Origin of the sequence: uncultured Aquabacterium sp., from assembly GCF_947366995.1 — a bacterium.
In the GTDB taxonomy this organism is placed as follows: domain Bacteria; phylum Pseudomonadota; class Gammaproteobacteria; order Burkholderiales; family Burkholderiaceae_C; genus Aquabacterium.
This window is the reverse complement of record NZ_CANBCC010000009.1, coordinates 1-18965: the sequence shown is the minus strand read 5'-3', so window position 1 is coordinate 18965 and position 18965 is coordinate 1. Positions and strand designations below refer to the sequence as shown.

The 18965-nt window shown below is 66.1% G+C and carries 18 protein-coding genes; 5 read left to right on the top strand and 13 right to left on the bottom strand.

Going from position 1 to position 18965, the window contains the following annotated elements; all coding sequences use genetic code 11:
• Positions 1–23 precede the first annotated feature (23 nt).
• The 12 genes from lepA to Q0Z44_RS04315 all read right to left on the bottom strand — a co-directional run bounded on the left by lepA (position 24) and on the right by Q0Z44_RS04315 (position 12971).
• On the bottom strand, positions 24–1832 hold the full coding sequence (gene lepA / locus Q0Z44_RS04370; RefSeq protein WP_298010876.1) for a translation elongation factor 4: 1809 nt from the start codon (positions 1830–1832) through the stop codon (positions 24–26).
• A 358-nt stretch (positions 1833–2190) separates the two neighbouring features.
• Positions 2191–3714 carry a DegQ family serine endoprotease gene (locus Q0Z44_RS04365; protein WP_298010873.1) on the bottom strand — a complete coding sequence of 508 codons (1524 nt, stop codon included), beginning with the start codon at positions 3712–3714 and terminating at the stop codon, positions 2191–2193.
• A 184-nt stretch (positions 3715–3898) separates the two neighbouring features.
• Positions 3899–4585 carry a sigma-E factor negative regulatory protein gene (locus Q0Z44_RS04360; protein WP_298010870.1) on the bottom strand — a complete coding sequence of 229 codons (687 nt, stop codon included), beginning with the start codon at positions 4583–4585 and terminating at the stop codon, positions 3899–3901.
• 130 nt (positions 4586–4715) lie between these two features.
• A complete protein-coding gene (rpoE, locus tag Q0Z44_RS04355; RefSeq protein ID WP_298010867.1) occupies positions 4716–5324 on the bottom strand; it encodes an RNA polymerase sigma factor RpoE in 609 nt (202 codons plus the stop codon).
• 910 nt (positions 5325–6234) lie between these two features.
• Positions 6235–7479 (bottom strand): beta-ketoacyl-ACP synthase II, encoded by a 1245-nt coding sequence (gene fabF / locus Q0Z44_RS04350; protein WP_294637336.1) that lies wholly within the window; start codon positions 7477–7479, stop codon positions 6235–6237.
• A 78-nt stretch (positions 7480–7557) separates the two neighbouring features.
• The gene (acpP, locus tag Q0Z44_RS04345; protein WP_109036166.1) at positions 7558–7797 is read right to left on the bottom strand and encodes an acyl carrier protein; all 240 of its coding nucleotides are present in this window, start codon (positions 7795–7797) and stop codon (positions 7558–7560) included.
• A 111-nt stretch (positions 7798–7908) separates the two neighbouring features.
• Entirely contained in the window at positions 7909–8655 is a 747-nt protein-coding gene (gene fabG, locus Q0Z44_RS04340) for a 3-oxoacyl-ACP reductase FabG (protein WP_298010864.1), read from the bottom strand.
• Positions 8652–9599: an ACP S-malonyltransferase gene (gene fabD, locus Q0Z44_RS04335; protein WP_298010862.1), complete on the bottom strand. Its 948-nt coding sequence runs from the start codon at positions 9597–9599 to the stop codon at positions 8652–8654. Before fabD ends, fabG begins: the two co-directional genes overlap by 4 nt.
• A 39-nt stretch (positions 9600–9638) precedes the next feature.
• On the bottom strand, positions 9639–10670 hold the full coding sequence (locus Q0Z44_RS04330) for a beta-ketoacyl-ACP synthase III (RefSeq protein WP_298010860.1): 1032 nt from the start codon (positions 10668–10670) through the stop codon (positions 9639–9641).
• A gap of 11 nt (positions 10671–10681) precedes the next feature.
• Positions 10682–11758: a phosphate acyltransferase PlsX gene (plsX, locus tag Q0Z44_RS04325; RefSeq protein ID WP_366517571.1), complete on the bottom strand. Its 1077-nt coding sequence runs from the start codon at positions 11756–11758 to the stop codon at positions 10682–10684.
• Between the two features lie 221 nt (positions 11759–11979).
• A complete protein-coding gene (gene rpmF / locus Q0Z44_RS04320) occupies positions 11980–12162 on the bottom strand; it encodes a 50S ribosomal protein L32 (RefSeq protein ID WP_109036156.1) in 183 nt (60 codons plus the stop codon).
• 233 nt (positions 12163–12395) lie between these two features.
• Positions 12396–12971 (bottom strand): YceD family protein, encoded by a 576-nt coding sequence (locus Q0Z44_RS04315; RefSeq protein ID WP_298010855.1) that lies wholly within the window; start codon positions 12969–12971, stop codon positions 12396–12398.
• 58 nt (positions 12972–13029) lie between these two features.
• On the opposite strand from Q0Z44_RS04315, the gene Q0Z44_RS04310 reads away from it, so the two are divergent.
• The 5 genes from Q0Z44_RS04310 to Q0Z44_RS04290 all read left to right on the top strand — a co-directional run bounded on the left by Q0Z44_RS04310 (position 13030) and on the right by Q0Z44_RS04290 (position 18148).
• Entirely contained in the window at positions 13030–13653 is a 624-nt protein-coding gene (locus Q0Z44_RS04310; protein ID WP_298010853.1) for a Maf family nucleotide pyrophosphatase, read from the top strand.
• A 44-nt stretch (positions 13654–13697) separates the two neighbouring features.
• Complete coding sequence (locus Q0Z44_RS04305) at positions 13698–14498, top strand: SAM-dependent methyltransferase (RefSeq protein ID WP_298010850.1); 801 nt, start codon at positions 13698–13700, stop codon at positions 14496–14498.
• Positions 14499–14596: 98 nt separating this feature from the next.
• The gene (locus Q0Z44_RS04300; RefSeq protein ID WP_245932708.1) at positions 14597–15103 is read left to right on the top strand and encodes a DUF3429 domain-containing protein; all 507 of its coding nucleotides are present in this window, start codon (positions 14597–14599) and stop codon (positions 15101–15103) included.
• Positions 15104–15110: 7 nt separating this feature from the next.
• Positions 15111–16910: a peptidase M61 gene (locus tag Q0Z44_RS04295; protein ID WP_298010848.1), complete on the top strand. Its 1800-nt coding sequence runs from the start codon at positions 15111–15113 to the stop codon at positions 16908–16910.
• Positions 16910–18148 carry a DUF3108 domain-containing protein gene (locus Q0Z44_RS04290; RefSeq protein ID WP_298010846.1) on the top strand — a complete coding sequence of 413 codons (1239 nt, stop codon included), beginning with the start codon at positions 16910–16912 and terminating at the stop codon, positions 18146–18148. Before Q0Z44_RS04295 ends, Q0Z44_RS04290 begins: the two co-directional genes overlap by 1 nt.
• Positions 18149–18151: 3 nt before the next feature.
• Here Q0Z44_RS04290 and Q0Z44_RS04285 read toward each other — a convergent pair whose 3' ends face one another.
• Complete coding sequence (locus Q0Z44_RS04285) at positions 18152–18919, bottom strand: DsbC family protein (protein ID WP_298010844.1); 768 nt, start codon at positions 18917–18919, stop codon at positions 18152–18154.
• Positions 18920–18965: the final 46 nt, after the last annotated feature.

Here is an 18965-nt window from a genome sequence, read left to right as displayed (position 1 = left end):
TTGTTGTCTCGTGCCGCGCGGGATCAGTCGTCGACCTGCAGGATGGCCAGGAAGGCTTCCTGCGGCACCTCGACCGAGCCGATCTGCTTCATGCGCTTCTTGCCGGCCTTCTGCTTCTCGAGCAGCTTGCGTTTGCGTGAAACGTCACCGCCGTAGCATTTTGCCAGCACGTTCTTGCGCAGCGCCTTGATGTTCTCGCGGGCGATGATGTTGCCGCCGATGGCCGCCTGGATGGCCACGTCGTACATCTGGCGCGGAATCTGTTCGCGCATCTTGGCCGCCACGGCACGGCCTCGGTAGGCGCTTTGCGCGCGGTGCACGATGATGGACAGCGCATCGACGCGGTCACCATTGATCAGCAGGTCGACCTTCACCACGTCAGAGGCGCGGTACTCCTTGAACTCATAGTCCATCGACGCATAGCCGCGCGAAACCGACTTCAGCTTGTCGAAGAAGTCCAGCACAATCTCGGCGAGCGGCATCTCGTAGGTCAGCATGACCTGGCGGCCGTGGTAGGCCATGTTCATCTGCACGCCACGCTTCTGGTTGGCCAGCGTCATGACCGGGCCGACGTAGTCCTGCGGCATGTACAGGTGCACGGTGACGATGGGCTCGCGGATCTCCTTGATGCGCGCCACTTCCGGCATCTTCGAGGGGTTCTCCACCTCGATGACCTCGCCGCCATTGAGCTCGACCTCGTAGACCACGCTGGGCGCGGTGGTGATCAGGTCCTGGTCGAATTCGCGCTCCAGGCGCTCCTGCACGATTTCCATGTGCAGCAGGCCCAGGAAGCCGCAGCGGAAGCCGAAGCCCAGCGCCTGAGACACCTCGGGCTCGTAACGCAGCGAGCTGTCGTTCAGCTTGAGCTTTTCCAGGGCGTCGCGCAGCTGGTCGTACTCGCTCGCCTCGGTCGGGTAGAGACCGGCGAACACCTGGGGCTGGATTTCCTTGAAGCCGGGCAAGGCCTCGGTGGCCGGGCCGGCGTTGTTGGGCAGCTTCTTCTCGAGGGTGACCGTGTCGCCCACCTTGGCGGCAGCCAGTTCCTTGATGCCGGCGATGATGAAGCCCACCTCGCCTGCGCGCAACTCGTCACGCGGCGTCGACTTGGGCGTGAAGACGCCCAGGTGCTCGGCCGGGTAGACCGAGTTGGTGGCCATCATGCGGATGCGCTCGCCCTTCTTGAGCACGCCATCGACCACCCGCACCAGCATCACCACGCCGACGTAGTTGTCGAACCAGGCGTCGATGATCATGGCGCGCGGCGGGCCGTCAGGGTTGCCCTTCGGGGGAGGCATGCGTTTGACCACCGCTTCCAGGATCTCGTCGATGCCCATGCCCGTCTTGGCAGAACACGGGATCCCGTCGGTGGCGTCGATGCCGATGACGTCTTCGATCTCTTCCTTGGCGCGCTCGGGGTCGGCCTGGGGCAAGTCCATCTTGTTCAGGACCGGCACCACCTCCACACCCAGGTCGAGCGCGGTGTAGCAGTTGGCCACCGTCTGGGCCTCGACGCCCTGGCTGGCGTCCACCACCAGCAGCGCCCCCTCGCAAGCCGACAGCGACCGACTGACCTCATAAGAGAAGTCGACGTGCCCCGGCGTGTCGATGAGGTTGAGGTTGTAGACCTGGCCGTCCTGCGCCTTGTACTGCAGGGATGCGGTCTGGGCCTTGATGGTGATGCCGCGCTCTTTCTCGATGTCCATCGAGTCCAGAACCTGGGCTTCCATCTCGCGGTCGCTCAGGCCACCACAGCGCTGGATGATGCGGTCGGCCAGGGTGGACTTGCCATGGTCGATGTGCGCAATGATCGAGAAATTACGGATGTGGTTCATAAAAAAAAGGCACGTCAAAAGGAGTGACGCGCCTTCCAACAAAAACGTATGGCAACTGCTTGTTGGACTTTCATTGTATCGAAAAGCCCTTCCAGGCAAGCCGCGTCCGTGCCGTACCCGGGGTCGTTGCGACCCGCCAACATGAAAGTTACCCACACTTTATCCACAAATCCTGTTGTCAATTTGTGGACAAGAAGGCTCTCCTCCCTCGGAGGTTGGCGGGGGCGAAGCGGCCGATTGTATCGGCATTCCGCGGGCGTCAGCGGGCCGTTTCACGCCCCCCGCGCCCGCTCCGGTAAAGCCGCAAGACCCTTTGGGGCACCGGGTTATCGCGTACCGATCACCCGGTGCTGCCTGGTCAGCGCGCCTGCGGGCGGATCACCACGTACTGCGCCCATTCTCCGCGGCGCACCAGCACGCTCAAAGGCCGGGCCTTGTCGACCTTCGCCAGCATGCCTTCGAACTGGCGGGTATCGGCCACCTGCACGTTGGCGACCGCCAGAATGATGTCGCCCTGACGCAAGCCCGCACGGGCAGCCGGCCCCGTGGCGGCCTCCACCATCACGCCGCCGTTCAAGCGCAGATCGCGTTTCTGCGCCGCGGTGAGGTCGGCCAGCGACAGCCCCAGCGAGTCTGCAGCCAGCTTGGCGGGTGCCTGGCTTTCCGCCTTCGGCTGCTGGGCTGCGTCCAGTTCAGCCACCGTGATCGAAAGATCCTTGTAGGCTCCACGGCGGAACACCTGCAGCGTGGTGCGGGTGCCGGGCTTGGTGCCTGCCACCAGCCGCGGCAGATCCTGGGCCTTCTCGATCGTTTGACCGTTGAACTTGGTGATGATGTCACCGGCCTCGAGCCCGGCCTTGTCTGCCGGCGTACCCGCCTCGACACCCTGAACCAGCGCGCCCGCCGGCTTGCCCAGCCCAATCGACTCGGCCACTTCCTTGGTGACCGGCGCGATCGACACGCCGATGCGGCCCCGGATCACCTTGCCGCCCGAGCGCAGCTGTTCGGCCACCTTGACGGCATCGTCGATGGGGATGGACAGCGAAATGCCCATGAAGCCACCGGAGCGGCTCAGGATCTGCGAGTTGATGCCCACCACCTCGCCGCGCATGTTGATCAGCGGCCCGCCTGAATTGCCCGGGTTCACAGCCACGTCGGACTGGATAAAGCGGATCTCCTCGCCCGTATCGCGCGCCTTGGCACTCACGATGCCGGCCGTGACGGTGTTTTCCAGGCCGAACGGCGTGCCGATGGCCATCACCCACTCACCGACCTTCAGGCGCCCGACGTCACCCACGGTGACCGCAGGCAGGCCCTTGGCTTCGATCTTGAGCACAGCCACGTCGGTGCGCTTGTCCGCACCCACGACCTTGGCCTTGAACTCCCGCTTGTCCGTCAGGTGCACGTAGACCTCGTCCGCGCCGTCGACCACATGTGCATTCGTCATCACATAGCCATCGCCGCTGAGGATGAAGCCGGAGCCCACTCCGCGTGGCCGCTCTTCGCCCGGCTGGTTGCCAGGCTGGGCGCGCTTTGGTTGACTGGGCAACGGGGTGCCGAAGAAGCGGCGGAAAAACTCCCGCATCTGGGCATCTGCCTCGTCGCTGTCATCGTCGGAATCGGTGACACGTTGCGTGGTCCGAATGCTGACCACGGAGGGGCCGACCCGGTCGACCAGTTCGGTGAAGTCCGGCAGGCCCTTGACCAGCGTGGGCGCGTTCGGCGCGGCCGGGATACCCAGCGCGGCAGCCGGCTGCTGGGCCTGCGAGGCGTGGGGAAACAGGCTGGAACTCAGAACCAACCCGACGGCCGAGACCACAGCACCCACAACCAGAGTGCGACGGACGACCGAAGGCGTGCCAGGCTGAGAAGAAAACGTCATGCAGTAAACCTCGTGAAACGAACAAGGAATGAAACCACAACGTTGGAGACCGATCACCCGCTGACAGTTCTCGGGCGACGTTCGCTGTGACGGTAAAGGCTCGTAAAGGGCGCAATGCAAACAGGGCGGCATCATGCCACCCTGTTCGTGAACTGCAAGTGAGTGAGGCGATGCAGCCGCCGCCTCAGGGCGCGGCGTAGACCGCCTGTCGCGCCAGACCGCCGGTTGACGAGAAGGTGACAGCGCCGCCTTCCACGCTGCGGGCTGAAACCGGCTCTTCAGCGCGCGGATCGCGCAGAACATGCACGGTGGTGACCGCACCGCCGGCATCGGGGCGTGAGAAGCTGGGTGCACGTTCCAAGCTGGCGCCGGCCACCGGCCAGGCACCAGCGCCCTGCCCCGCGTTCAGCGACAAAGCGCCCCCTTGACCGCTGGAAGCCATCTCGACACGGCCATCGCCGAGATCCACCCCGGTGTTGAGCAGGGCTGCGACCACCGCAACAAAACTGGCGGCAACAGAAATGGGGCCCGCCCAGCGGCGACGATGCAGGGCCTGGGGTTGAACCACACCGGGCAAGGAATCCGCAGCCGGTGCGGCCGCCGCCACGCGCCCTGGGGCCAGTACGACGGGCTCGGCGGCGAGCCGTTCACGGAAGCGTGCGAGGAACGCGTCACCGCGCGCCTGCGCGCCCAGCTCTTCGGAGCGCATCACGTCGCCGATCAACTGATACTCGGCCCAGCGGGCGCGATGCCCGGCGTCATGAGCCCAGCGCGAGCAGGCGTCGGCGACTTCTGCGCTGGTCGCCTGCCCGTCCACGAGGGCGGACAAGGCTTCGAATCGGGCGGCGTCAGATGAAATGCGGTCGGTCATGGAACGGGCTCCGGCTTCGCGGTGAGAACGAAGGTGCCGCAATCAGGCCTGCTCAGTGCAACAGTGCGGCGTCTCTTGTCCGATGGACCACCGAGCGCCACAAAAGTTCACCGGGCGTTTCACAAAAACTTCACCATCTTTCGCCCTGTTTCGTGTCCAACAAGGGGCGAAGGCGCTGTGCGATGGTTTCGCGGGCCCGGAAAATCCGTGACCGCACGGTACCGATTGGACAATTCATCAACTCCGCGATCTCGTCGTAGCTGAGGCCCTCGATCTCACGCAGGACGATGGCCTGGCGAAGGTCTTCCGACAGCGATTCGATCGCCTCGTTGACGGCCTCGGCTACCTGTCGGCTGGCCATCACCGATTCTGGCGTTTCGCCATCGCTCAGTTCGTTTTCGACGCGCGAGCCGTCAGCATCCTCCTCGTCCAGCGAGGCCAACGCCGACTCGGTCATCACCGGGTCGCGCTGCAACCCGATGATCGCCTTCTTGGCCGTGTTGACTGCGATGCGGTAGAGCCAGGTGTAGAAGGCGCTCTCGCCTCGGAAGTTCGGCAAGGCCCGGTAGGCGCGGATGAAGGTTTCCTGCGCAATGTCTTCCACGAGATCGGTGTCGCGCACCATGCGGGCGATCAGGCGCTCGATGCGGCGCTGGTACTTCACGACCAGCATCTCGAACGCACGCTGGTCGCCCCGTTGCACCCGCTCGACCAGCGCTGCATCAACGTCCGGCGTCATGGGACCGGTGCGACCCACAACGTCGGCCACATCGGGCGCAATCGGCTGCAGGGCCGGGACATCCGCCGGCGGCGGAACATCACGCGGCATCACCGCACCCTCCGATCCGGCTCGATCTCGGTGGGTGGAAAGAGCGACGAGGGCGCGAACCCGCGCTGACCGTGCGACTTCCCTGGCGTCGCGCGACCGGAGACGGCGCCACGAAGGTGCCTGAAGGCTTGAATCATGTGTTGGCGTGCTGTCGGAGGGGCCGGCAACCCGGCCACCGACAGTGATGATGCCATCAACCTCTCTGCTTCGCCCTCCCCGATTGGTGTCGAGGTGCGTCGGGACGCGCCTTGTGCCGAGAGCGACATCAGGACCCTCAGACGATGTACGTCTCCTACAGGGCCTCGTCGGTCAGGAACCAGGCACCAGATCGGGCGAGCCGCCGGGTCGGACCGCGGCGTGACCTTCAGAAGCAGCCACTGCTGCAGGTCCAGCATCCGTTCCACTTCGGCGTCGGCCCCGCAATCGGGCAGCCGCCATGGTGACGAGTTCGCGTCGCTCGAAGCTGGATTGGCGCATGCAAGGGCGGACCATTGCAGCAACACGGTTTCGGTCTTGCCGCCTTGAAGGGCTCGCCACACAGGGCGGACCACAGTCCACGCCCATGCCAGCATCCCAACGGTGGTCAGTGCCATCCAGACACCATGCGGCCCCTGCCCTCGACGCCACCCTTCCAGGGTCGACCACCACCAGGCACAGGCCAGCGCAATCAGGCTCAGGACACAGAGACGGGCGGCCCAGCGCCATCCCGGCGCCGCCGACAGCCCGACAGGCAGATGCCATTCAGCAGGCTGGGCCAACTCGGCAGGCAGGCGGGACATGATCAAGCTCGCGCCTGTTCAACCCGACCTGCCGGGCGCGATCACGCGCGCTTGAAGACCAGAGAGCCGTTGGTACCGCCGAAACCGAAGTTGTTCTTCAGCGCGGCGTCGATCTTCATCTCACGTGCGGTGTTGGCGCAGTAGTCCAGGTCGCACTCGGGATCCTGGTTGAAGATGTTGATCGTGGGCGGCGAGATCTGGTTGTGGATGGCCAGCACGGTGAACACCGACTCGATGCCGCCCGCGCCGCCCAGCAGGTGGCCGGTCATGGACTTGGTCGAGTTGACCACCAGCTTCTTGGCGTGATCGCCAAAGGCCAGCTTGATGGCGTTCGTCTCGTTGACGTCGCCCAGCGGCGTCGAGGTGCCGTGCGCGTTCAGGTACTGCACGTCGTCGGCGTTCAGGCCGGCGTTGCGCAGCGCATTCAGCATCGAGCGCTTGGGGCCGTCCACGTCGGGCGCGGTCATGTGGTAGGCATCGGCGCTCATGCCGAAGCCCGCCAGTTCAGCGTAAATTTTGGCGCCACGGGCCTTGGCGTGCTCGTACTCTTCCAGCACCATGACGCCGGCACCCTCGCCCAGCACGAAGCCGTCGCGGTCCTTGTCCCAGGGGCGCGAGGCCGTCTTGGGATCGTCGTTGCGGGTAGAGAGCGCACGGGCCGAGGCGAAGCCGCCGATGCCCAGCGGTGACACGGTGGATTCGGCGCCGCCGGCCACCATGACGTCGGCATCGCCGTACTCGATCATGCGGGCGGCCTGGCCGATGGCGTGCAGGCCGGTGGTGCAGGCGGTGACGACGGCCAGGTTCGGGCCCTTGAAGCCGTACTGGATCGACACGTGGCCCGAGATCATGTTGATGATCGAGGCGGGCACGAAGAACGGCGAAATGCGACGCGGGCCGCGGTCGGTGTAGTCCTTGTGGGTGGCTTCGATCATCGGCAGACCGCCGATGCCGGAACCCACGAGCACACCGATGCGCTCGGCCTGTTCGGGCGTCAGGGCCTCGCCCGTGGGAAGGCCCGCATCACGGACGGCCTGCATCGAGGCAGCCAGTCCGTAATGGATGAATGTGTCCATATGACGGGCTTCCTTCGCGGGAATGTAATCCTCGATGGAGAAGCCCTTGACCTCGCCAGCAAACGTGCAGGCGAGCGCCGAAGCGTCAAATTTGGTGACGGTGTCGATACCGGATTGGCCGGCGATCAGATTGGTCCATGCATCCTGCACGGTGTTACCGACAGGCGTGATCAGGCCCAGGCCTGTGACAACGACGCGACGACGGGTCATGCTTGACTGTGTGCTAAGTATTCGGTTGTGAACAAGGCCCCGCCTCGTGGCGGAAGCCTTGTCACGGACACGCGAAGGTCAGGCCTTGGCGTGGGCCTTTGCGTAGTCGATCGCCAGCTGAACGGTGGTGATCTTCTCGGCTTCTTCGTCGGGGATCTCGATGCCGAACTCGTCTTCGAGGGCCATCACCAGCTCGACGGTGTCCAGGGAGTCTGCGCCCAGGTCGGCCACGAAGGCCTTTTCGTTGGTGACTTCAGACTCGGCCACACCGAGTTGTTCGGCAATGATCTTCTTGACGCGTGCTTCGATATCGCTCATGACTCCTCCAGGAGATGGTGCAAACAAACCAGGGATTTTAGCTGCTCAGCGTGTCAAATCGCTGAAGCCGCTTTGGAAACGAAATTGAGATTCCCCAGAAACATCTCAAATTCAATTCATGAACATGCCGCCATTGACGTGCAGTTCGGTGCCGGTAATGTAGCCAGCCTGGGGGGAAGCCAGGAAAGCCACTGCTTCGGCGATGTCTTCCGGCTGCCCGAGGCGACCGAGCGGAATCTGTGCCTTCAAGGCGGTGTGCTGCTCTTCCGACAAGGACTTGGTCATGTCGGTGTCGATGAAACCCGGGGCCACGCAGTTGACCGTGATGCCGCGGCTGCCCAGCTCGCGGGCCAGCGCACGGGTCATGCCGGCCACACCGGCCTTGGCGGCTGCGTAGTTTGCCTGCCCCGGATTGCCGCTCGCGCCCACCACCGAAGTGATGTTCACGATGCGGCCGTAACGCTGCTTCATCATGGGGCGCATCACGGCACGGCTCATGCGGAAGACGGCCTTGAGGTTGGTGTCGATCACCGCGTCCCAGTCTTCGTCCTTCATGCGCATCGCGAGCGTGTCGCGGGTGATGCCGGCGTTGTTGACCAGCACATGCAGGGCGCCGTGCTCCTTGACGATGGTGTCCAGGGTGGCGTCGACGGCGGCTGCGTCGGTCACGTTCAGCACCAGGCCCTTGCAACCTGCGAACGCAGACAGGCCCTCGGTGATGGCCTGTGCACCGGATTCGGTGGTGGCGGTGCCATAGACCTTCACCCCGCGCTGGGCGAGGGCCACGGCAATGGCGCGGCCGATGCCGCGGCTGGCGCCGGTCACCAGCGCGATCTGTCCTGTGTACTCGTTGCTCATGCTGCGTTGCTCAGTAGGGCGTTGGCCTCGGCCAGCGAGGCCGGGTCGAAGATGGTGGTGGTGATCAGTTCGGCGTCGATACGCTTGACCATGCCAGCCAGCACCTTGCCGGGGCCGCACTCGATCACGTGCGTCAGACCGCGCGCCTTGAGAGCCTGGACGGTCTCGACCCAGCGCACCGGACCGAAGGCCTGGCGGTACAGCGCGTCGCGCAGGGCGTCGGCTTCAGTGGCCACGGCCACATCGATGTTGTTGATCACCGGCACGCCGGCTGCGGCAAAGGCGGTGGCTGCCAGCTTCTCCTTCAGGCGCTCGGCCGCCGGCTTCATCAGGCTGGAGTGGAACGGTGCAGACACGGGCAGCGGGAGCGCGCGCTTGGCGCCCGCGGCCTTCAACACTTCACAGGCCTTCTCGACACCCGCCTTGGTACCGGCGATGACGATCTGCTTGGGATCGTTGAAGTTCACGGCCTCGACGGCCTCGCCCACCTCGGCCGCAGCCTGGGCGCAGCCGGCCTTCACGGCTTCCGCATCCAGGCCCAGGATGGCGGCCATGCCGCCGGTGCCGACGGGCACGGCTTCCTGCATCGCCTGGGCCCGGAAGCGCACCAGCGGCAGCGCGTCCTTCAGGCTGAGGGCACCAGCTGCCACCAGCGCGGTGTACTCGCCGAGCGAGTGGCCGGCGACCGCAGCCGGAGTCAGACCGGTCTCGGCGAGCCAGGCGCGCCAGCAGGCAACGCCTGCAGTCAGCATCACGGGTTGCGTGTTGGTGGTCAGGTCCAGAGCTTCCTTCGGGCCTTCGGCAATCAGCTTGCCGATGTCTTCGCCGAGGGCCTCGGAGGCCTCGGCCAGCGTCTCACGCACGGCGGCGTGATCGCCCCAGGCGTTGAGCATGCCCACGGCTTGCGAGCCCTGGCCCGGAAACACGAATGCAAATGCGGTCATGGATGTCCTCGTTCTTGTTACTGCTTGGGCGGCCAACGCTCAGAAATCGATGAGCGCCGCGCCCCAGGTGAAGCCGCCACCCACGCCCTCGAGCAGCAAGGTCTGGCCACGCTGGATCTGGCCGGTGCGCACGCCATGGTCGAGCGCCAGCGGCACCGACGCAGCGGACGTGTTGCCATGCTGATCGACCGTGACGATCACCTTGTCGCTGGACAGCTTCAGCTTCCTGGCGGTGCCCTGCATGATGCGCAGGTTCGCCTGGTGAGGAATGAGCCAGTCAACGCACGACGCGTCGCGACCGGCCTTGTCAAGGACCTCGTGGGCAGCCTTGTCCAGCACATTGACCGCGAGCTTGAACACGGCCTGTCCGTCCATTTTAAGGGTGGCATCGCCCAGGATTTCGCCACCGCTGACGTTGCCTGGCACATTGAGGATGCCGATGTGCTGACCGTCGGCATGCAGACAGGTCGAGACGATGCCCGGGGTGTCGGAGGCCTCAAGCACCACAGCCCCTGCCCCATCGCCGAACAGCACGCAGGTGGTGCGGTCGTTGAAGTCGAGCAGACGGGAGAAGACCTCGGCACCGATGACGAGCGCGCGACGGGCCGACCCGGATCGGATCATGGCGTCGGCGACGGTCAGGGCGTAGAGGAAGCCGGAGCAGACAGCCTGGACGTCGAACGCAGCGCAGCCGGCGATGCCGAGGTTGCGCTGGATGTGGCAGGCGGTGGAGGGAAAAACCAGGTCCGGAGTGGACGTGGCGCAGATGATGAGGTCGATGTCGGCGGCGGTGATGCCGGCGGCCTCGATGGCCTGAAGTGCGGCCTGGGTGCCGAGTGCACTGGATGGCACATCGGCTTCAGCGAAGTGGCGAGCCCGGATGCCGGTGCGCTCGACGATCCACTCGTCTGATGTCTCGACGCCGCGCTGTGCGAGCTGGTCGACGAGATCCTGGTTGGTGAGGCGTTTCGGTGGGAGGTAACTGCCAGTACCCGCTATGCGAGAAAAGCGGGACCCCGCAGTGGCTGCCGGAAACGAAGAAGGTGTCTGTTTCGTCTGGCTGGATGACATTGAGAAATGGATCAGGCCGCCTGCCCCACACCCGCCGCGCTGTCCTGGTCTCCTGATGGGAGGCTGTCCAGCGTGGCCGCGATCTGGTCGTGTACCCGATCCAACAAGCGATGACGGGCGGCATCATACGCGCGATTCAAGGCGTGCTCGAACGCGAAGGCATCTGCGGAGCCATGGCTCTTGAAGACCAGGCCACGCAGACCAAGCAGCGCGGCGCCGTTGTAACGACGGTGGTCGACGCGCTTCTTGAACTGGTTCAACACTGGCATGGCCACCAGGGCGGCCAGCTTGGTGAAGATGTTTCGGGTGAATTCCTGCTTGATGAAGGTGGCCATCATCATCGCAAGGCCTTCAGAGGTCTTCAGGGCCACATTGCCGACAAAACCATCGCAGACGACGATGTCGGACGTACCCTTGAAGATGTCGTTGCCCTCCACGTTGCCGTGGAAGTTCAGCAGACGGCGCTCGTGCGCGGCGCGCAGCAGCTCGCCGGCCTGCTTGATGACTTCGTTGCCCTTGATGACTTCTTCGCCGATGTTCAGCAGGCCCACGGTGGGGTTGTCCTTGCCGTCGACCGCAGCCACCAGGGCGCTGCCCATCACCGCGAACTGCAGCAGGTGTTCGGCGGAGCAATCGACGTTCGCCCCGAGGTCGAGCACGGTGGTGAAGCCATCCTTCTGGTTGGGCATCACCGTGGCAATGGCCGGGCGGTCGATGCCCTCGACGGTTTTCAGCAGGTAGCGTGCCACCGCCATGAGGGCACCGGTGTTGCCAGCCGAGACACAGGCATGCGCCGCGGCAGGCTGCTCGGTCGTGGCCTTGACCTGCGAGATCGCCACGCGCATGGACGAGTCTTTCTTGCGGCGCAGCGCGACCTCGACGGGGTCGTCCATGGTGACGACCTCGGAGGCGTTGACCAGCGTCACGCGGGGCCAGTTGGCCGCCGGCTGGATGGCCTCGGGCAGACCGACCAGCACCAACTCGGCGTCAGGGTGGCGAGCCAAAAAGGCCTGGCAAGCCGGCAACGTGATCGACGGGCCGTGGTCACCGCCCATGCAGTCAACGGCAATGCGAACGGGCGACAGCACGCCAGAAGCGGTGCGGCCGGCGGACGAGTGCGATGACAAGGCGGAGGACGGAGTGACGGTCATGGGCTGGATCGGCGTTCGGAAGAACTGCGGCGGTCAGAGCGCGGCGCAGACTTCACGTCAGGCAAGGCAGGTGGTGCCAAAAAACAAGGGCTGGCGAACCGACAGATCGGTTGTCCAGCCCTGTGCAGCACCGAACCCGGGGGCCGGGCTCAGGCAGATCAGGCGTCGGCCTTGGTCTTGAGGACCTTGCGACCACGGTAGAAGCCGGTGGGGCTGATGTGGTGACGCAGGTGAGTTTCGCCGGTGGTGGCCTCAACCGCGGTGCCCGGGGTGACCAGGGCATTGTGCGAACGGTGCATGCCACGCTTGGAGGGCGACTTCTTGTTTTGCTGAACGGCCATGATGGACTCCGATGAGGGCGGACAAACGCCCGCAATTGTCAGACCACACCCGTTGCCGACGAATCAGCCAGCCGCACCCTGTGTTGCCACAGACCTGCCTGCCACTGCCGTCAGCCGCCTTGCAGTCCGCAAGTGTTGAAGACAACCGGGCCGCTGCCTGAATTCGCCATGAATGCAAGGCGGGCAACCCGGAAAACCATAGATTCTAGCACGGCTTCATTGCCGCATTCAAATCAGCTGCCGCCCTTTTTCAATTGCGCCAGGACCGCAAAGGGATTCTTGCGCTCGCCCGACTCGGCGGATTCCTCCGCGTCGGGAGCTTCGTCCTCGCTACGCATATGGCGCTCGACGTCGGTCGGGCAGCGATCATGGCGGGGGACGATGGGCGAGGCCATGATCAACTCGTCCTCGACCAGCTCGACGAGATCGAACTGGCGCGCCATGGCCAGGACATCGTCATCCGAATCGGCATCGAGCTCGGCCGCTGCGGCCTCGTCGGCCACGAAACGGATGGAGCGCTCGATGGCAACTGGCAGCGTCACCGCATGCAGGCAGCGCTGGCACTCCCAGGCGAACTCACCTTCGGCCCGCAGATCGAGCCAGCGCTGGGGGGCGCCCACGCGCTGCGGGACCGTGCGACCCACAGCCTGCCATCGCACCGGCGGCAGCGCGGCCAGATCGGCATCTTGTGCCAAGCCTTCGGCAAGGCGGGCCAGATCGGCCACGGCGGTCTCGCCAGACAGGCTTTCGCCCGATTCAATGAAGGCCCCGATGTCCAGCTTGCGGGGCGCCCAGGTGCGTGCTTTCATGGCGGAAGTGTAGGACAAGCGCTGCAGCAGGCAGCCGTATACCGGGGACAATGGCGGGATGAACCTCCCCCCCGTGTCTCCTGCGGTGCCACCGCGGCTCGTGCTCGGCTCGACCTCGGCCTACCGCCGTGAACTGCTGCACCGGCTGGGTATGCCTTTCGAGGTGCGCTCGCCTGGCGTGGACGAGACGGCCCGGGCCGGCGAAGCACCCAGTGCCCTTGCCGAACGGCTGGCGCTCGCGAAGGCGCGCGCGGTGGCTGCAGCACTGCCGGACAGCGACGTTGTCGTCATCGGCTCCGACCAGGTCGCCGACCTGCGCGGGCACGCGCTCGGCAAGCCGGGCGACCACACTGGCGCGACCGCCCAGTTGCGCGCGATGCGCGGGCAGACGGTGCACTTTCACACCGCGTTGACGGTGTGCCGCCCTCGTACCGACTACGAGCGGACAGTGGTCGAAACCGTGTCGGTGGACTTCCGTGACCTGAGCGACGCCGAGATCGAGGCGTACCTGCAACGCGAGCAGCCGTACGACTGCGCCGGCAGTGCCAAGGTAGAGGCGCTCGGCATCACGCTGCTGTCACGCGTGGCCTCCAACGACCCCACCACCCTGATCGGCCTGCCGCTGATTGCCCTGTGCCAGCTGCTGCGCGAAGCAGGACTGGACCCGCTCGCGAACGCTTGACCGGCTGACCGTTCACCTTCTTGCCTTTCTTTCCTGAGACCCACATGAGCCAAGCCTCTTCACGCCGCACCGGCCGCCTGCTGCTGATCCCCAACACCCTCGATCTGGGTCACGCCGAGGAGGACGGCCCGCTGCCGGACATCCGCATGGTGATTCCGTATGGCGTGATCGAGACGGCGGCCTCGCTGAGCCACTGGGTGGCGGAGAACGCCAAGACGACACGCGCCTTCCTGAAGCGCGTTTCGGAGGTGGTGCCGCTGCAGACGCCCATGCAGGAGCAACGCATCGAGGTGCTGCCGCGCCCGGCCAAGGGCGGCGCCAAGGGGGGGCAAGCCGATGCGGGCGAAGTGCTGCTCAATCTGTTGCTACCGGCACTGGAGGGGCATGACATCGGGCTGATCTCCGAAGCGGGCCTGCCGGGTGTGGCGGACCCGGGTTCGGCACTGGTCAAGGCGGCACACCAGGCCGGCATCGAGGTGGTGCCGTTCTCGGGGCCGACGTCGCTGCTGCTGGCCCTGGCCGCCAGCGGCCTGCACGGCCAGAGCTTTGCGTTTGCGGGCTACCTGCCGACCGAAACGGCACAGCGCGCGCAGCGGATCAAGGACCTGGAGACGCAGTCTCGCCGCGCCCACCAGACGCAGATCGCCATCGAGACCCCCTATCGCAATATGGCGCTGTGGGAAGCCCTGGTGCAGCACCTGCAACCGACGACACAACTGAGCGTGGCCTGTGGCCTGACGCTGCCCGGTGGCTTTGCCCGCATGGCCACCGTGGCGCGCTGGCGTGAGCAGCCGCTGGCCCTGCCCGACAAGGTGCCGGCCGTGTTCAGCTGGCTCGCGGCCTGAGCCACGAAGCCCGCCTGCGTCGCACAGGGATACGGGCTTCTTGACACAATGCGAAGACCGATTTTCCGGCGTTGAACCCAATCAGAAAGCGTGACATCGTGAGCACGACCCCCCCTACCCTCACACTGCCCACCGACCCCCACCATCACAGCGAACCCGGCGAACTGGCCAACAAGCTGGGCTACGCCGGGTTGATCCCGTTCGTGGCCGGCGCCCTGTTCGTCTGGCTGCTTGTGGGGCGCGTGGAAGAAGAGCCCTTCATTTTTGTCGTGCGGGCGCTCACCAGCTACGCCGCGCTGATCGTGTCCTTTCTGGGCGGGATCCCCTGGGGGCTGGTGATGCTGCGCAACGCGGCAGGCGAGGCCGAGCTGCCCAGCCACCATCGGGCGCTGTGGGCCGGCATCGCGTTCTCGCTTGCGGCCTGGGTCGCCCTGCTGATGCCCCCGCATGCCGGTCTGGTGGTGCTGGGCGGGCTGCTGATCGGCTGCTACCTGATCGACCGCAAGCGTTACCCGGAGCTCGGCGCGGCGGGTTGGCTGACCCTGCGCTTCCGCCTCACCGTGTTCGCCAGCCTGAGTTGCTTCCTGGCCGCTGCCCAGATCTGAGGTCTGCATGATCGACTACCGCATCGAGGTGGGCGATGCCCACGCCCACCGTTTCGTCGTGACGCTGAAGGTGGCGCAACCTGCTGCCGAGCAGGTGTTCAGCCTGCCGGTGTGGATTCCGGGCAGCTACCTTGTGCGGGAGTTCGCCCGGCATCTGTCACCGATTGCCGCAACCCAGGGTGGGCAGCCTTGCGATGTGAGCTGCCTGGACAAGGCCAGCTGGATGGTGCGCTGTGCGGGCCGAGGGGCGCTGACGCTGCGTTACGAGGTCTATGCCTTCGACACCTCGGTGCGGGCGGCGTTCCTGGACGCCTCGCGCGGCTTCTTCAACGGCACGAGCGTGTTCCTGAAGGCCCACGGCTTGGAGGCCCAGCCGCACCGGGTGAAGATCACCGGGCTGCCGCGTGGGTGGTCGGTTGCGACGTCTCTGCCCTCGGTCAAGGTCAACGCCCTGGGCGTGGGCGATTACGTTGCGGCCGACTACGACGAGCTGATCGACCACCCCGTCGAGTTGGGCACCTTCTGGAAGGGCACGTTCACCGTGCGCGGTGTGCAGCACGACTTCGTGGTGGCCGGCGCACCGGCCGACCTCGACGGCCAGCGCCTGCTGGACGACACCCGCAAGGTGTGCGAGGCACAGATCGCGTTCTGGCACGGGCGGCGCAAGGCGCCATTCCAGCATTACGTGTTCATGCTGAACGCCGTGGAAGATGGCTATGGCGGCCTGGAGCACCGGGCCAGCACGGCCCTGATCTGCAGCCGCAAGGACCTGCCGCGCCAGGGTCGCCCGCTGAACCAGGACGCCTACACGACCTTGCTGGGCCTCATCAGCCACGAGTACTTCCACACCTGGAACGTGAAGCGCCTGAAGCCCGTGGCCTTCGATCCTTACGAGCTCAGCCGCGAGAACCCCACCCGCATGCTGTGGTTCTTCGAAGGGTTCACCTCGTATTACGACGACCAGTTCCTGCTGCGCACCGGGCTGATCGACGCGGCAACCTACCTGAAGCTGCTGGCGCGCACGGTGAACCTCGTGCTGGCCGCCCCGGGACGGCTGCAGTACAGCGTCGGGCAGGCCAGCTTCGACGCCTGGACGCGCTATTACCGCCAGGATGAAAACACCGCCAACGCGACGGTGAACTACTACACCAAGGGCTCGCTGGTGGCGCTGGCCCTGGATCTGAGCCTGCGTGCGCTGCCGGAACGCGACGATGCCCAGTTCCCATCGCTGGATGGCGTGATGCGCCGGCTGTGGGCACTCGGGCGGGCGATCACAGAGGCCGATGTGGCTCAGGCGCTGGCCGACGAAGCCGGCGCTCCCCCGCAAGGTGCGAAGACCGCGGATGCGCTGGCCGGCTGGCAGACCCTGCTGCACGCCTGGACAGAAGGCACCGGCGACCTGCCACTGCCCCAACTCCTGTCGGAACACGGTGTGGCCTGGTCGACGAAGGCGGGCAGCATGGCGCAGCAGTTGGGGGTGAAGCTCAGCGAATCGGGCGGCGCGCTGAAGGTGCAAGCCGTGATGCACGGCGGTGCAGGCGAGGAAGCCGGCCTGAGCGCTGGCGACGAGCTCCTCGCCCTGGCCGGCTGGCGCCTGCGCAAGGCGGACGACCTCACCACCTGGCATGACGCGAGCCATGCCCAGCCCCTGTTGCTGGCGCGGGACGGCCGGGTGCTGACGGTGAGCCTGCCCGCCCTGCAGGGCCGGGCCCCGTCACCCGCCGCAGCCGACGTGGTGACGCTGATGCCCGCAGACAAACCGCAACCTGAAGCGCTGCAACGCAGACGGGCCTGGCTGACACGCTGATGACGAATGCAGCCGCCCGCCCGGCGGAGCGCCCACAGAACGCACCGCGCCGGCTGCGTCGACACGCCCCCTGGTTGATCGCGCTCGTGGTGGCGGTGACGCTCGGCCATCTGTGGCTGACGGGCGAGGTGGCCGAGCGCCTGTATGTGGAGCCGGGCGAGGAAGCGCGGCGCATTCAGCGCATGGAGGCCGTTTACGTGAGCGAAATGCGCCTGACGGCCCCGCCGGTGGCTGCAGCGCCCCCGGCGCCGCCTCCTGCGCCACGCCGCGCGCCGAAGCCACGCACGAAGCCCAAGGTGGCGCCGGCACCGGCCGAGGCTGCCAGCGCGCCGCTGGATGCCGCTTCGGCGGTGGCCCAGGCAGAGGCGGCCTCTGAAGCGGTGTCGGAGGCTGCGCTCGCAGCAGAGGCCGTGGCACCACAAGTCGCAGTCTCGGCAGCGAGCACCCCCGCGTCTGTGGCGGCAGCCAGCGCACCGACCTCGGTCGCAGTCGCGGCCTCGACACCGTCTCAGGCCGCCAGCGCGCCAGGCTTTGTCTGGCCCACGGCGGCCCGGGTGCGCTTCAAGATGACAGGCAACTACCGTGGCCCCATCCAGGGCCAGGCGGCCGTGGAATGGGTGCGCCAGGGCGAGCGCTATCAGGTGCACCTGGATGCCATCGTGGGCCCCAGCTTCGCGCCCATCGGCTCATGGAACCTGAGCAGCCAGGGGCGCATCGCGCCACAAGGACTGCAGCCTGAACGGTACGAGAACGTGAACCGCCTGCTGATCCGCAGCGGCAAGCCGAAGGTGGTCCAGATCGACGGCGACGAGGTTCAGTTGCCGGATGGCAGCCGCGTGCCCCGCCCTCCGGCTCTGCAGGATCCGCTCAGCCAGATGATTCACCTGGCGTACCAGTTCATCACCCGGCCGTCGCTGGTGCAGGCCGGCCAACGCATCGAGTTGCCGATTGCCTCGGCACGCAAAATCGAAGTGATCGCCTATGACGTGCTGGGCGAAGAGGTGCTGGACACGCCGATTGGCGCCGTGCCCACCGTGCACGTACGCCCGCGCCGCCTGGTGGAAGACAACAACAACCTCAGCCTGGAGCTGTGGTTTGCGCCCGGCCTGCAGTACCTGCCCGTGCGGATGATGCTGCGCCAGGGCGACGCCAACTTCATGGAACTGCGCATGAATGGCGCGCCGCAGATGGGCCGCCCTGCGGCCGTGAATGGCGCAGGCTCGGTGCCCGCGCCTTGAGGCTCAACCGCCTCGTGCCTGTGCCTTGAGCATGCGCTGCTCGATCGTGGCCGCACTGGCGGCACCGGGCACACGGCTGCCATCGTCGAAGAAGATGGCCGGCGTGCCGTTGACGCGCAGGCGCTGCGCCAGGGCCCCGTTGCGCTGAATGGGCGAGTTACAGGCCCCGAGCGCGCGCGGTGGCGTGACGCCGTTGAGCATCCAGTCGCGCCAGGTCTGCGTGCGGTCCTTGGCACACCAGATGGCCTCGGCCTTCTGGCGGGAGTCGTCGCCCAGGATGGCCACGACGAAGTTGTAGACGGTGACGTCCTTCACCTGCTGCAGTTCGCGCTCGAGGCGCTTGCAATAGCCGCAGTTCGGATCGGTGAACACGATCAGGCGGCGCTTGCCGTTGCCGCTCTTCCAGACCACCGCATCCTTCAGCGGCAACTGGTCGACATCGACCTTGTTGATCTCGTCAAGTCGCTCTTCGGTGAGGTTGCGGCGGCTGCGCGTTTCCAGCACGTTGCCGTCTATCAGGTACTCGCCATTGGCGTCGGTGTAGAACACGTGACCGCCACCGCGCAGCTCGATGAGGCCGGGCACCGGCGCGGGGCGCGCGCCCTCGATGGGCGGCAGATCCGGCAGGCGCTGCGCGAGCTTCTGCCGCAGCGTGTTGAACTGCGCGGCCGGCAGGTCGACGGGCTGCTGGGCAAACGACGGCAGCGGCGCCGCCAAGCCCGCGGCGAGCGCGAGCGCCACTGCGGCGGGGCGGAAGACGGTCAAGGGCATGAACGAGGGTTCCGGTGGGATGAGGGAAGGCCGCGCATCAGGCGTC

Coding starts and splice junctions, on each gene's coding strand:
- lepA (WP_298010876.1), bottom strand. CDS start 1,832: ATGAACCACATCCGTAATTTCTCGATCATTGCGCACATCGACCATGGC.
- Q0Z44_RS04365 (WP_298010873.1), bottom strand. CDS start 3,714: ATGACGTTTTCTTCTCAGCCTGGCACGCCTTCGGTCGTCCGTCGCACT.
- Q0Z44_RS04360 (WP_298010870.1), bottom strand. CDS start 4,585: ATGACCGACCGCATTTCATCTGACGCCGCCCGATTCGAAGCCTTGTCC.
- rpoE (WP_298010867.1), bottom strand. CDS start 5,324: ATGACGCCGGACGTTGATGCAGCGCTGGTCGAGCGGGTGCAACGGGGC.
- fabF (WP_294637336.1), bottom strand. CDS start 7,479: ATGACCCGTCGTCGCGTCGTTGTCACAGGCCTGGGCCTGATCACGCCT.
- acpP (WP_109036166.1), bottom strand. CDS start 7,797: ATGAGCGATATCGAAGCACGCGTCAAGAAGATCATTGCCGAACAACTC.
- fabG (WP_298010864.1), bottom strand. CDS start 8,655: ATGAGCAACGAGTACACAGGACAGATCGCGCTGGTGACCGGCGCCAGC.
- fabD (WP_298010862.1), bottom strand. CDS start 9,599: ATGACCGCATTTGCATTCGTGTTTCCGGGCCAGGGCTCGCAAGCCGTG.
- Q0Z44_RS04330 (WP_298010860.1), bottom strand. CDS start 10,670: ATGTCATCCAGCCAGACGAAACAGACACCTTCTTCGTTTCCGGCAGCC.
- rpmF (WP_109036156.1), bottom strand. CDS start 12,162: ATGGCCGTTCAGCAAAACAAGAAGTCGCCCTCCAAGCGTGGCATGCAC.
- Q0Z44_RS04315 (WP_298010855.1), bottom strand. CDS start 12,971: ATGAAAGCACGCACCTGGGCGCCCCGCAAGCTGGACATCGGGGCCTTC.
- Q0Z44_RS04310 (WP_298010853.1), top strand. CDS start 13,030: ATGAACCTCCCCCCCGTGTCTCCTGCGGTGCCACCGCGGCTCGTGCTC.
- Q0Z44_RS04305 (WP_298010850.1), top strand. CDS start 13,698: ATGAGCCAAGCCTCTTCACGCCGCACCGGCCGCCTGCTGCTGATCCCC.
- Q0Z44_RS04295 (WP_298010848.1), top strand. CDS start 15,111: ATGATCGACTACCGCATCGAGGTGGGCGATGCCCACGCCCACCGTTTC.
- Q0Z44_RS04290 (WP_298010846.1), top strand. CDS start 16,910: ATGACGAATGCAGCCGCCCGCCCGGCGGAGCGCCCACAGAACGCACCG.
- Q0Z44_RS04285 (WP_298010844.1), bottom strand. CDS start 18,919: ATGCCCTTGACCGTCTTCCGCCCCGCCGCAGTGGCGCTCGCGCTCGCC.